Raw genomic sequence first — 13,741 nt, 5'->3', positions numbered from 1 at the left:
CAATCAACTGAATTGCATGAATACCCTTAAGACGACGGCAAAATCAAAAAGACGAAGCTTTTAAAGAAATCTTGCGATTAATTCAAATCAATCTCGCATCTCGACCTTTATCTCTGTTTTTACCGAGTTCGCGATAAAGCAGTTTTTGTGCGCCAAGTGATGCAGTTTTTCGAGTTGTTTGGCGGTTGGTTGGTTGGTGCCTAGAAACACAATGTCAGGTCGCAGAGTCACCTTCGTGACCGATGAGCGGCCTGATTCATCTTCCTCAAGCACACCAATCGCATCATCCACATAAGAGTCGATCACGTACTTCTGCTTCGCGGCGATTCCCAGAAAAGTCAGCATATGACAGCTAGAGAGTGCCGCAATAAAGGCTTCTTCTGGGTCAACATTCGCTTCCACCGAGAATGGGAGCGGCACAACATGAGGAGAAGATGAAGCCGGCACAGTAACTCCACCATCAAATTCCCACGTATGACCGCGGCTGTATTGATTGTCGCTAAAGGCTTCATCTGCCGCTTTTTGCCAACGAATGAGCGCACCATATTCAGACATAGAACCATTCCTTTTTAATGTTCATTACTTAACGATCAGCAGGATGATTCACACCATCGTTGGTCACCACATCACCAATATCAAAAGGGTTCACTCCTTCCAAACAACCGATGTTAAAACCGTATTCATTTGGGCTTGAGCGGCGTTGGTGATGGGTATAGATACCGCAGTTTGAGCAGAAGTAATGCTTCGCGGTGTTGGTATTGAATTGATAAAGCTTAAGATGCTCCGCACCTTTGAGGATCTTGATGCCATCTAGCGCAACAGAGCCCACAATCGCTCCCCTGCGACGACAGATAGAGCAATCACAACGACGTGGCTTCTCTATTCCGTTAGGTAGGCTGAGTTCTAGTTCGACTGCACCACAGTGGCAGGTGGCTTTGTGAAAAGGTTGGATAACCGTGTTGCCGACTACTTTCATTTTTATCTCCAATCACGTCCTTGTAATCGAACTATCTTAACGAGAACCATTTACCTTGTCCGCAACCTGGCATTGAGTTCGAGAGATCCGTCATAAGCTAGCGAGTGAGCGATTCTTCTTTATCTGGTTCATCTTCTGTATTTTCTTTATCTGACTAATCTGATTTCTCAACCAAACCGCCAAAATTTTCAAATAGAAAATCCAAAAACAGTCGAATACGCTTGGGCTGATATTTCTTGCTGATGTACACCACATTCAAGTCAGCACTGGACACAGACATCGCGGTATTGAAGTTCTTCATGTAGCCGTTGAGTAACGTCACAAGGCGCTGATTATTGATGTCATCTTGCACATCCAGAATGGATTTCAGTGCAATCCCCTCTCCTTGTAGCGCCCAATAACGGATCACTTCGCCATCATCCGAAAATCGCTTAGGAACCACCGTCACAGCCTTCTTCATGTCATGATCTTGGAAGTGCCAAGTTTTGAGTTCTTCGTTGCTACGAAGCATCGCCAGACACGCATGATCAACCAAATCTTGAGGCTTGATCGGCGTCCCGTATTTGGCGAGGTATTCTGGGGAAGCGCACAGCACACGTCGGCTCGGTGATAAGCGTCTGGATATCAAACTGCTGTCGACCAACTCACCATAACGGACCACGATATCCATTCCCGACTCAGCGATATTCGACAGATTGTCGTTCAAATAAAGGTAGGGAATCACGTCGGGGTATTGCTGACAAAACTCCGACAAAATAGGCAATATATACTGCTTACCGATGTCTTTTGGCGCAGCGATTTTTAGTGAACCTTTGACTTCTTTTACGCCATTTTGAATCAGGTTCTCAGCTTCGCTAACGTTATCTAATATCTCAAGACACGCCTTGTAATATAGCTCCCCTGAATCAGTCAACGACACATGGCGAGTGCTGCGGTTCAATAGCTTCACACCATATCGCTCTTCAAGCGCCTGCAGCCTTGCTGTCATTGTCGCAGGAGACAAGCCCAATTCACGCCCTGCCGCTGCTAGCCCATGATGCTTCACGATACCCACAAACATTGCCATATCTGAAAATTTGTCCATTTCTCGCCCTTTCGCTTATTCACTTATTCGCTTATTTCCCGTTACTCAATCTCATTATTCAGCCTAACCGAATAATGATTTTATATTTTAGTCAATTATCAAAATTAATCGAATAAATATAATAACAACCATCAGCAGAACAACGCAGGAATTCAGAACATGAACAACGAACTTAAAAACCAAGAAAAACACACATTCGTCATCATTGGTGGCACATCAGGTATCGGCAAAGCTTTGGCTATGCAATTGAGGGATGAAGAGCACACGGTACACATTGCTAGCCGACACACCGGCGTTGATATCAGCAATGAAAAATCGATTTGTGATTACTTTGAATCAATTGGTGCCTTTGATCATTTGGTAGTAACGGCAGGCTCATACGCTCCGGGCGGAAAAGTCACCGACGTTGCCATCGAAGACGCGAAAACAGCCTTTGACACAAAATTCTGGGGAAGCCTAAACGTTGCTAAGCATGCTGCACGTTACATGACATCAAACGGCTCTATCACACTCACGACCGGCATGCTGTCACGCAAAGTTGTTGCTGGCACTTACGTAAAAACTGCGATAAATGCAGCGCTAGAAAGCGTCACTAAAGTGTTAGCGAAAGAACTATCACCGATTCGAGTAAATGCCGTCAGCCCCGGCCTTACGATGACGGAAGCCTACAAAAACATGGACGACTCAGCTCGTTCAAGCATGTATGACAACGCCAAAAACAACCTACCCGCAGGCAAGGTTGGTGAACCTTCAGAGATAGCTATGGGTTACTTGTTCTCGATTAATAACCCTTACGTTACGGGCTCGATCATCGACATTGATGGTGGTGCACTGCTCGGCTAGTTCCCGATTTTTTCAAAATTTCAGGCTGTATAACTCACAGAAAAATTGAATGCAGGGCGCGTAATTCAAGCGCCCTTAACAACCATATCAACACAGGTCACTCAACATGAAACAACAAGTCATGAAACAAGAAAAGATGCCGTTTCAGGTTTGGATACTTACACTCGCGGCTTTTGCCATAGGTACGGCTGAGTTTGTTATTGCAGGTATTCTCCCACAAATCGCTACATCGCTTTCGATCACGGAAGGCCAAGCAGGCTACCTAATCAGTGCTTACGCGCTTGCTATCGTTATCGGAGGGCCAATCTTAACCATCTACCTCGCACGCTTTAATAAGAAGATAGTGCTAATCGGTTTAATGGCTCTGTTCATTATTGGTAATGTCTTATCCGCTCTAGCGCCAAGCTATCCACTTCTACTTGCAAGCCGCGTTATCGCAGGCTTAGTGCAAGGTCCTTTCTATGGCATAGGGGCAGTTGTCGCGACCAATTTAGTGTCTGAGAAAATGGCAGGTAGAGCCGTTGGCCAAATGTTCGCAGGCTTAACGCTCGCTAACGTTCTTGGCGTTCCCGCAGGTACTTGGGTGAGCTTGCAATTCGGCTGGCACACCACTTTCTTTACCGTGGCAGCACTTGGCACAGTTGCAATGATCTCTATCCTAACGTCAATCAAATCCACAGGTCACAGTGAAGCGAAAGACATCAAAACTCAGCTCATGGCATTCAAAAACCCAATGCTCATTCTCAGCTTAGCAATCACCGCTTTTGCTTGGTCTGGCTTCATGACGCTTTACGGCTACCTTGCGCCAATCGCTATGCACATCACTGGCTACAGTCAAGAATCAGTAACTTGGATTTTAGTGGTTGTTGGAGTTGGCTTAATCATCGGTAACACCTTGGGCGGACGCTCTTCAGATAAACACCTAGGCAAAGCTTCAATGTTTTGGGCTGTCGCGATGATCGCTTCATTGGTTGCGGTTGGCCTTGTGGTAGACAACAAAATCCTATTCGTTGCAGCCGCATTCATTTTTGGTATCGCTTCATTTGCCAACGTCCCTGCCATGCAGCTTCGAGTAATGAACCACGGTGGCGAAGGGCAAGAGCTAGCAGCAACAGCCAACATTTCAGCGTTTAACTTGGCCAATGCCTTCGGTGGTTTCCTTGGCGGCATGGTACTCGATAGCCAACTAGGCGCAGGAGTGATCCCGTTCGCAGCCGTTGTGGTTCCTATCGTCGGCTTGTTCTTAATCGCTAAAGCTAACCGAAACGAGAAACCACAAAGCAACTCAATATTTGCACCAACAGAAGCTAAATAATTTAAGAACTCCGTAACTTCAAAGTGCCAATTCATTATCAAACTGGAATTGGCACAGCACTAAAAATTCATAAAGGTAGAGATCATGAACAAGTTATTCGAAACATCAGAACTGAAAGGCCTAGAACTGCAAAACCGTGTGGTTATGGCACCCATGACACGCGCTCGTACTAGCCAGCCTGGAAACGTGCCAAACGACATGATGGCGACTTATTACCAACAACGAGCAAGTGCAGGGCTCATCATCACTGAAGCCACACAAATTTCAGATGACTCCCAAGGTTACTCATTCACACCCGGCGTCTATACCGATGCGCAAATCGAAGGTTGGAAATCAGTAACAACAGCAGCAAAAGAGCAAGGTGCAGCGATATTCTGCCAACTATGGCATGTAGGCCGCGTGTCTCACCCTACCTTTCAAAAAGGTGAACTGCCGATTGCCCCTTCTGCACTTGCTCCAGTCGAAACTCAAGTTTGGATTTCTGATGAGAATGGTAACGGCAATATGGTCGATTGCATCCAACCAAGAGAAATGACGCAAGTAGACATCGATCGCGTTGTTCAAGATTTTGCTAACTCAGCGAAAAAAGCAGTCGAGGCTGGATTCAACGGCGTCGAGATCCACGGTGGTAATGGCTACCTCATCGATCAATTTCTACGCACCAATTCAAACCAACGCACCGACAACTATGGTGGCAGCCGCGAGAACCGACTTCGCTTCCTAATCGAAGTGGTCGATGCTGTGATTGAAGCGATTGGTGCTGACAAAGTGGGCGTACGTTTGGCACCATTCATCACCTTCAAAGACATGAACTGCCCAGACATCGTGCCAACGATTTTAGAGGCATCAAAGGAACTGCAAGCTCGTAATATCGCTTATCTGCACCTATCAGAAGCCGACTGGGATGACGCGCCGGTTATTCCTGAAAGCTTCCGCGTAGAACTAAGAGAATTGTTCTCCAACACCATCATTGTTGCTGGCAGTTACACACCAGAACGTGCCGAAGAAGTATTGAGTAAGGGCTACGCCGATCTCGTCGCTTTTGGTCGCCCATTCGTTGCTAACCCAGATCTAGTTTCACGCCTACAAAACGGCAACGAACTATCCGATCTTGACGGCGCGACTCTGTTTGGCGGCAACGAAAAAGGCTATATCGATTACCCAGCGTTGTAGTTACTAAAAAGGCCTACATAATCAATGTAGGCCTTTGCTTTAAATATTATTTTTCAGTAGGTTCGCTACGGCTCGAAATACCGGGACTACCACTGAATTACCGAACTGTTTATAAGCTGCCGTATCAGCACAAACAATTCTAAAGTCCGTATCACTATCGTAGCGGTCAAACTCAGGCTTTTCAAACCCCATAAGTCTCGCGCATTCACGAGGAGTTAGGCGACGGGGCGTTTTATATAGTGAGTCAAACTCAGGTGCGTATCGACCATGTAACTCATCATATTTCTTTTCACCTTCCTTGATTGCTAGTTTGTACTCTTTCTCACCGACGTCTGGGTCATTCAATTTCAGTCTATCTGCAAAAGATTTCGCAACTTCATCACGTTCAAGGTTCTTACGAATACCATGTTCACGGTTATCTGTTAGATATTCTGGTTCCAAAGCATCTTGATTGATTAAGATCTCGGAACCATCTTTATAGTAACGAGCGGAAAGTGTTCTTGATACAGCGTTAGGATTACTAGGGTCTACTAAACCAAATCCAAATCCATTACCTTTGGTTTGATGCTTCAGTGCATAGTGGTACAAGTAGTTCCAAAGATTAGGAGTTAACGTATATTTTTTCTTTTCTGCATCAGTTAGCGGACACAGAATTTCTGCAAAAGTATAACGCTTCTTTGGCCTTTCAATATTACGAAGTGATAATCGTTTTAAGCTTGGGTTAGCTTCTGCTAAATCTTTGCGTACCCCTACTAAAACAATACGTTCACGATGCTGTGGTGTAAAATGCGCACCATCAATGACAGTAGGTTCTGGTTTGCGTTTGCGAACTTCTTGTATCGCTTCCTCAATATCGCTATCTACATCAGAAATATCAGCGATCCAATACCCAGCTCGATCAAGCGAACGAATGATCGTCGCAAATGTATTACCTTTATCATGGCTTTTGAGGTTCTTAACATTCTCAAGAACAAAGTACTTCGGCTGACGTGTTATAAGTATTTGCTCAACATCAAAAAATAGCGTTCCTTGAGTATCGCACTCAAAACCATGGGCACGGCCTAATGAATTTTTCTTAGATACACCTGCTAACGAAAATGGCTGGCATGGAAAACCAGCAAGCAATAAATCATGTTGAGGGATATGTTTTAATATATTCGCTTGCTTATCTTCTTCCGAGATACCACCATCACCACTTTGAGTTATCTTAGTAATATCCATGTAAGAAGTGTTTTTTTCTAGATTCTCTTTCTCATTATCTAAAAAATATGGAAGCTCGTGCTCATCTACATAATGATTTGCAAGGTATGTGCGTCGAGCGGCAGAGTCCCATTCATTAGTAAAAATGCATTTGCCGCCTACGTCTTCAAAACCTTTACGTAAACCACCAATACCCGCAAAAAGATCGATGAAAGTGAAATCAGGTTTATCCCAATGAGCAGGTTTGACAGGCAAAAGCTTATTTTGAAGGTCTTCTAACGCCTTTTCATGAAAGACGATGGTTCCAGCCTCTGGGTTGGCTTTCCACTTATTAAGTTTCTCCCGAGTGATATCGCAATAGTTACCGCCAAGCTCTTGAAGTTTGATCGCCAAGTTCTTCTGGTCGTAGATTTCCACCAGTAATTTCAAAAGCTTATTAGTCGCAAGTAAGTTGCGCTCAATACGCTTTTCATCTTCAATGTCACCTTTCAGTATTTCTTGATATCGCATGGCTTTTGTTCTTTGGGAATTTTGTGTGTAATGCTATCACACAAAATTCCCTTTTGAAGCTATTTAACCAAGTTTACAAGTCTTGTCTCTTCATAGAGACTATCTGCAGCCTCATAAATATCATTAATGCGCCATTGAGAACGACGCTTGTTGTCTTTAGGACTGTCAGGACAGTACTTAGGAGCAGGATCTAAATAGACAGTGCCATTATTAATAGCTTGGAATAACTTTTCAGCATTTGTTCTATTACACCAAAGTACTTGATCTGGGAAATCAATCTTCCACTTGTACCCTTTGTCTAGTGTCTTCTGTTCTTCATTAACTAGCTTTTGAGCAGGGACATAAACAACTTCGTTATGCTTAGCACCCCAACAATTCAGTAAACGTTCCAATGACCAACTAGCCGCGACTTCACCACTTCTATCTTCTAGAATAACTTTCATATCAGTCATTTGCTTTGTTATTGGAATCTCAGGATCGTAGTAACCAGCTTTATACAGGATTATTTTCTTGCCAGTTATTGCATCTTTTTCTTTGATTGCATGCTTACAGGTTATCTTAAGCGTGAGTAAGCTCTTGGTGTTCTCTTGATATGCACGGTGCAAGCCAGTAAGACGGTATGCTCCTTCTTTTTCATAACCATAAGTTGTCATGAATACGTTGAAGTTTTCTTTATATAAGCCCCCATCAGGCTCCGGAGTGAATAACGTTAATTTTTTCCGTGTAAAGCATTTGAGCTCTATACCAAAAATATCGCCGTTTTTATCTGCGTTGGGCTTAATTCCACAAGCATGTTCTAAAGTATAACCATGTACCTGAGTCCCTGTGAACGGGATGGTATTACCCTCTTTGTCAAACCGACAACCAAGTAAAGTTTGTGATGCAACATTTTCGCTAAGTATCGCTTTGAGCTTTTGAGTTCCGGTTTCTTGTTCAATGACAATCGCCTTGCACACCGAAGAACCAAAGTAATTTTCGAGGGCTTTGAACTCTTTGACAAACTCTTGTGGCGGATTAACGGCTATCATTGCGACAGCCTCACCAGTCTTCGTTGCCCCGATAATAAGATAGCGAGGTAACAAATCATCACTTTTTGTGTAATCGACCGACAAAGAACGTGGCATCTCTAAATCATCGGTTACAAACCCTGATAATCGAGCTTCAGGATATTGAGCATAAATGATGGCTTTACAGGCTTTAGTCTTGGCTAATTTTCCGTCAGTGGATAGCCATGAAAAACGCTCAAATGTCGCTTCTGGGATTATTCTTCCGGGATTTGAGGTCTTTTTTGTCTGGCTAGTACTAGCTTCTCTATCGCGAAAGTTAAGTGCGAAAATCGAGTTAAGTAAGCTCGCATCTGAGTGTATGTATATCTGATTTTTATCATTAGCATTTTTAGGTAATGCTTTAATCAACGCAATATTACAGCCATGCGCCTGCAACAATTTACTGGCAGCTGCCAAATTAGGGGTGTTGAAGTGATCAAAATGGTTGAATTCGTACATTGGTTCAGCCTTGTATCAGATATGAGACTAGACACTATGCTTAAAATTCCAGGATATCAACGAGTTACATCAAGTTTTTCATCCATGAGACACTTAATTAATCAAATTAATATATGACATTAGATCAGTACCCATTCCTTCCGGGTTATTGGTTTAGGTGATAATAGAATTGGGTACATCGATATGAAACGCACAAGCCTTTCCTTCAGGCAAAAGAAAGGCTCGCATGACTAGTGCGAGCCTTATGCAGTTTAGGGGGTAAACCACAATCTAGTTTAATCTTAAGATTAATTATTTAACTTATGAGCCATTATGCACTTGTGCGCATTGATATTCTATTTTTAAATGATTCACTGCAATTAATCAATCGATAAAAGTTAGCGTTTGGTCAATTTAAACCACATAAATAACAGTGATTTAGTGAACGACGTCTAGAAAATCATCATAAAATCCATAGAAATCAGATTTATAGACTTCTCATTTGCCAATACCCTTCACCATTAGTCGCGAGTTGGCTGTGTAAATAATCAAGCGTATCCGCGACCGTTCCAGCAATGCCTTGTGGTGGATTGAACAACAGTAAACCACTACCGATCAGGCGATCATCACCCTTAGGATCTCGAAGGCGAAGCTCCGACTTAATCGGACTTGGCAGCAAACCATCTTTCACTGCGGTCACACAGTGGTTCAAAATCAGTGAGCTCTTGTCATCCGTGTAGAGCGGGTACCAAATTAGTGCAGATACCTTCTCAGATTGTTGATACGCCTTAACTAAGGCATCAATCACCGCGAGATATTCTGAATCGGTTTCATAGGGTGGATCGATAACAATCAGATGGTGGTTGTCATGTTTAGCTACGTCATCAGGTAACGCTTTAAGCCCATCACCTGCGCTAATCGTAAGCTTGCTCGAAATATTCAGGTTACATTGTAACTTCTCAATATTGGTTTGCAGTAAATCAGCTTCATCTTGCTGAATGTCTGAAAAATAGAAGCTATCTTGGCTGCGACCTTGTTGGTAAGTGATGGCGGCAGAACCCGGATACAAAGAGATAAGTTGATTCGGATTATAGTACTCCAGTACCGACATAAAAGAAGCGAATGCCGGAGGAAGAGAAGCCTTATTGCGCCACAAGTACCCGACCCCTTCAGCAAACTCACCGGCGTGATTACTTGGTGCGGTAGTGAGGTCATAACACCCTGTACCTGAGTGCGTGTCGATAACATTGAGGCGTGAATGCTGCTGCATTAATGACTGAACAAGTGCACTCAATACTGGATGCTTCAGTGCATCACCATGGTCGCCTACATGACATTGATGTCGATATTCCATTCCCTTGCCTCATTTCTACTAACGTCATCTAAACATACTTCATATCATGAGGGCTTGCCTGCTCAATCCATCGTTTTTTGAAATAGGCTCACTTTTCTCTAACCAGTTGACTCTTATATAAAAAATAAAGCCCCTGAACTTACTTAGGGGGCTAAGTAAGTTCAAGGGCTTTCATTATTGGGTTCAGTTAATAGCGTAAGTAAATCGGCCTACCGTGCATAAGCTAGCTTAGCTTGACTAAGGGTACTCACCCTCAACTTCCACTGGCGCTTTCACTTGGTAGTGACAAGGCTGTAGGCCAAGTAACTTAGGCAGTGTGATGCCGACAGACACTGAAGACCACGTACCGCTGACAATGCCGACAACGAGTGCAATAGCGAAACCTTGCAGCGCAGCGCCACCCAGTAGCCAAAGCGCTGATACGGTAATTAGCGTTGTTCCTGAAGTCACCATGGTGCGTGAGAAGGTCGCTTTAACCGATTCGTTAAGCAGGTTATCAGTATCACCGCTTGGGTTGCCGCGCAGCATTTCGCGTACACGGTCGGCGATGATGATCGAGTCATTCAATGAGTAACCGAGAATCGCTAGCACGGCCGCCAATACCGTCAGGTTGAACTCAAACTGAGTAAAAGCGAACAGACCCAAGATGAGCGTCACGTCATAGATGATCGCGGCAAGCGCACCAAGTGCCAAACGCCACTCAAATCGTACACTCAAGTACAGCATGATCATGAGGAAACACACCAATACCGCCAAGCCACCTTGGTCAACCATGTCTTGGCCTACTTGAGGGCCAACCACGCTGCTGTTGAGTACTTTCACTTGCTCGCTAACCGTTGTCAAAGCATCCACTAAGTTTGGCTGTGGGGTATCTGTCAGTTGGCTGTAACGAATCGTCCAACGATCTTGCTCTGCCATACCAACCACTTGAACATCTTGTTGGAAAGCGGTATCGAGTTTTGTTTTTAAGGCGTCTTTAGTCACTTGTTCAGAGAGTTGCACCTCGGCAACTACGCCGCCTGTAAAGTCCAAACCCCAGTTAAAACCTTTCACTGCCACCAGCATCACAGAGCTCATGAACAGCACAATAGAGATCATAGACATCACCTTACGAAGGCGAGTCATATTACTGTTTGAAAAATAGCGGTCTGAAATAGTCATTTTTGAAATACTCATGCTTAAATCCTTACATCGTGGCGTTGGTCACGCCCCCAAACCAAATTGATGATCGCTCGTGAAGCAAAAATGCCCGTAAACATACTGGTTAGAAGACCTAAGCCCAGTGTCAGAGCGAAGCCCTGAATCGGTCCATTACCAATGGTGTATAGGGCTACAGCAACAATCATGGTGGTGACGTTGGCATCGAAAATAGAAGAGAACGCACTGTCAAAGCCACGATCGATAGAACTCGCAAAGCTGCGCCCTTCTTTCATCTTGTCTCGAATACGCTCGAAGATAAGCACGTTGGTATCCACCGCCATACCTACGGTCAGTACCAAGCCCGCAATGCCCGGCAGGGTTAATACCGCACCTGGTAGCAAGGCAATCAAGCCAAACAATGTGGTCATGTTCACCACCAATGCACAGTTCGCGACCCAACCTAAGCGGCGATACCATAGCGCCATAAACGTCAGAGTAAGACCAAGGCCAAGCGCCAGAGCAGCAAAGCCGTTGGTTACGTTTTCTGCACCCAGAGATGGGCCAATAGTACGTTCTTCAATGATGGTAACGGGCGCGGTTAATGACCCCGCACGCAACAGTAACGCAAGCTCTTGTGCGTCTGCCAAGCTGCCTGCACCAGTGATTCTGAAGCGGCTACCCAGTTGAGATTGGATGTTTGCTACACTAATCACTTCACTGTCTTGCTTGCTGTTGCCTGCTCTATCACGGCTGTATTCGCTGTAAACAGTCGCCATTGGCTTACCAATATTATGGCGAGAAAATTCAGACATTTTTTTGCCGCCAGAAGAATCCAGTGTGATGTTGACTTCTGCGCTGCCCATCTCACCAATGCCACTACGAGCATCGATAATATGTTCGCCACTCAACACAGCCTTGCGGTCGACTACCACGCGGTTGCCGTCTGTGTCCTTCAGCGTTTGAGTGCTGCGCGTTGGGTTGTCGTACACAGAATAGAAAGCAAGTGATGCGGTTGCACCAATCACATCTTTCGCTGCTGCAGGGTCTTGTACGCCCGGCAGTTCAATACGAATACGGCTTTCACCTTGGCGTTGAATTGATGCTTCTGTGATGCCTAGCTCTTCAATACGGCTGCGCATGATTTGCAGGTTTTGTTGAACCGTTAGGTTACGTAGCGTTCTTTGCTCTTCTTCAGATTGGGTTAACGTTAGCGATTTATCTGAACGATCACGTTGCCATTGTGGGAACTCTTCACGAATCAGCTTTTGAGCTTGTTCAAAATCAGCATCAGTGCGGAAATTAAACTTAACTTGGTTGTTCACCACTTCACCACGGGCATAACGCACTTCGCTAGTGATCTCGTCGACCACCGCTTGAGCTTGCGCGTGATAAACCGGTGCCATATCCACTTCTAGCAAGAACTGCACGCCACCGCGTAAATCAAGACCTAGTTGAATCGGCGCAAAGCCCATATCAGTTAGCCATTTAGGTGCAGCTGGCTCCATCGCTAGAGCAACGGTTGCGCTGTCTAGTAGGCGCTCATTAAGTACTTCTTTAGCTTTCGCTTGCTGCTCTGCATCTTCTAAAATCACAACTAAGCGTTTGTCTTTTTGAAAGGCTGATGTCGCTTGGATGCCTTCGCTCGCGAGATATTGAGTAATTTGAGTGGCGTCGATCGTCTGTTCAGAACGGTTGCTAATTTGAACCGAGGCGTTCTCGCCATACCAAGAAGGTAAAGCACTCAGAACCATAACGATGATAGTGGCGATAAGCACCACGTATTTCCACTTCGAGTAGTGGTTAATTTGTTTTCTTGGAATGCGTTTTTTCACAGTCAAGATCTCTTCTTTTTACCAATCACCGTAAACACGTGCTCAAAAATAGCGCCGGAAAAAAGCAGTGATCGAGCATTTTAACCAGCTAGGATGGCCAGTTATTTACTGCGATTGGTATAACTAATGTTTTGCGAACACAATCGATAGCTGAAACCAGAACAAGCTGATTGAACGGTAGTGATGCTAAAGCTGATGTCGCTATGTTTGTTTTGGTTAATTGGCGAGTTCAACGGGCACAAATGACCATCGATACGACCAATTTAGGGTCAAACGATTAGCTAAGAAGTTCTCGGAAATGCGAGTATTGGATGTTGCCCTCTTTCCACCCCGAAAGCCGGGAGGACGGAGAACTCACAATGCTGGTCCAATGCTGCTTAGTATCCAACATCGGCGTGTTGAAGAGCAGAGAAGCCAGTAATGATGGGGGAGAGAAGTCGATCAATAGATGATAAGCAGGCTCAAGGTCAGCCACACTTTCTTGCTCGTTGCTGAGCATACGTCTAAAGGTTACCGCTTGGAGACTCGATTCAGTGTCGTGATAATTGGAACTATCACCTAAAGACACAGTGTCAAACTGAACCTGATCGCATTCCATGTAGCTCGACGGGTTATCCGCAGCAGCTTGTTTACAAAGATTATTCTGCGAAGGCTGCTCTTGAGCGGAGTGGATTTGGAATGGCTTAGAAGGGAACGAATAGCCGTTAGAATTCACTAAGCCAAAGCTCAGTAAAAACAACATTAAGACTAATCGGGTACCTAATTTAAGCAATCTAATATCCAAACAACATTCTCGTAGATCGCCAATCTACAATACAAATGAAATGCTG

General features: G+C 44.6%; 12 protein-coding genes. 3 read left to right on the top strand and 9 right to left on the bottom strand.

The window, feature by feature from the left end; translation table 11 throughout:
* Positions 1-87 precede the first annotated feature (87 nt).
* The 3 genes from L3V33_RS06380 to L3V33_RS06370 form a co-directional block, all read right to left on the bottom strand.
* Positions 88-555, bottom strand: coding sequence for an OsmC family protein (locus L3V33_RS06380; protein WP_237290009.1), 468 nt, complete (start codon positions 553-555; stop codon positions 88-90).
* 28 nt (positions 556-583) lie between these two features.
* A complete protein-coding gene (locus L3V33_RS06375) occupies positions 584-976 on the bottom strand; it encodes a GFA family protein (protein ID WP_017070209.1) in 393 nt (130 codons plus the stop codon).
* 154 nt (positions 977-1,130) lie between these two features.
* Entirely contained in the window at positions 1,131-2,060 is a 930-nt protein-coding gene (locus L3V33_RS06370; protein WP_237290008.1) for a LysR family transcriptional regulator, read from the bottom strand.
* Positions 2,061-2,219: 159 nt separating this feature from the next.
* Between L3V33_RS06370 and L3V33_RS06365 the strand changes: the two genes are divergently transcribed.
* The 3 genes from L3V33_RS06365 to L3V33_RS06355 all read left to right on the top strand — a co-directional run bounded on the left by L3V33_RS06365 (position 2,220) and on the right by L3V33_RS06355 (position 5,391).
* Positions 2,220-2,903 carry an SDR family oxidoreductase gene (locus L3V33_RS06365; protein WP_237290007.1) on the top strand — a complete coding sequence of 228 codons (684 nt, stop codon included), beginning with the start codon at positions 2,220-2,222 and terminating at the stop codon, positions 2,901-2,903.
* A gap of 106 nt (positions 2,904-3,009) precedes the next feature.
* Complete coding sequence (locus L3V33_RS06360) at positions 3,010-4,218, top strand: MFS transporter (protein WP_237290006.1); 1,209 nt, start codon at positions 3,010-3,012, stop codon at positions 4,216-4,218.
* An 84-nt stretch (positions 4,219-4,302) separates the two neighbouring features.
* Positions 4,303-5,391, top strand: a complete 1,089-nt coding sequence (locus L3V33_RS06355) for an alkene reductase (RefSeq protein ID WP_237290005.1) — start codon at positions 4,303-4,305, stop codon at positions 5,389-5,391.
* A gap of 39 nt (positions 5,392-5,430) precedes the next feature.
* On the opposite strand, the gene dcm is transcribed toward L3V33_RS06355, so the two are convergent.
* The 6 genes from dcm to L3V33_RS06325 form a co-directional block, all read right to left on the bottom strand.
* Positions 5,431-7,101 (bottom strand): DNA (cytosine-5-)-methyltransferase, encoded by a 1,671-nt coding sequence (dcm, locus tag L3V33_RS06350; protein ID WP_237290004.1) that lies wholly within the window; start codon positions 7,099-7,101, stop codon positions 5,431-5,433.
* Between the two features lie 59 nt (positions 7,102-7,160).
* On the bottom strand, positions 7,161-8,606 hold the full coding sequence (locus L3V33_RS06345) for an MvaI/BcnI family restriction endonuclease (protein WP_237290003.1): 1,446 nt from the start codon (positions 8,604-8,606) through the stop codon (positions 7,161-7,163).
* A 466-nt stretch (positions 8,607-9,072) separates the two neighbouring features.
* The gene (gene rlmJ / locus L3V33_RS06340) at positions 9,073-9,939 is read right to left on the bottom strand and encodes a 23S rRNA (adenine(2030)-N(6))-methyltransferase RlmJ (protein WP_237290002.1); all 867 of its coding nucleotides are present in this window, start codon (positions 9,937-9,939) and stop codon (positions 9,073-9,075) included.
* 237 nt (positions 9,940-10,176) lie between these two features.
* Complete coding sequence (secF, locus tag L3V33_RS06335) at positions 10,177-11,115, bottom strand: protein translocase subunit SecF (RefSeq protein WP_237290001.1); 939 nt, start codon at positions 11,113-11,115, stop codon at positions 10,177-10,179.
* 2 nt (positions 11,116-11,117) lie between these two features.
* Positions 11,118-12,917, bottom strand: a complete 1,800-nt coding sequence (secD, locus tag L3V33_RS06330) for a protein translocase subunit SecD (RefSeq protein ID WP_237290000.1) — start codon at positions 12,915-12,917, stop codon at positions 11,118-11,120.
* A 271-nt stretch (positions 12,918-13,188) separates the two neighbouring features.
* Complete coding sequence (locus L3V33_RS06325; RefSeq protein WP_237290175.1) at positions 13,189-13,653, bottom strand: hypothetical protein; 465 nt, start codon at positions 13,651-13,653, stop codon at positions 13,189-13,191.
* Positions 13,654-13,741: the final 88 nt, after the last annotated feature.

It is taken from the genome of Vibrio sp. A2-1, from assembly GCF_021728355.1.
In the GTDB taxonomy this organism is placed as follows: Bacteria; Pseudomonadota; Gammaproteobacteria; order Enterobacterales; family Vibrionaceae; genus Vibrio; species Vibrio splendidus_K.
Note: the sequence above shows the minus strand (reverse complement) of the source record. Positions and strands in the feature narration are given on the sequence as shown.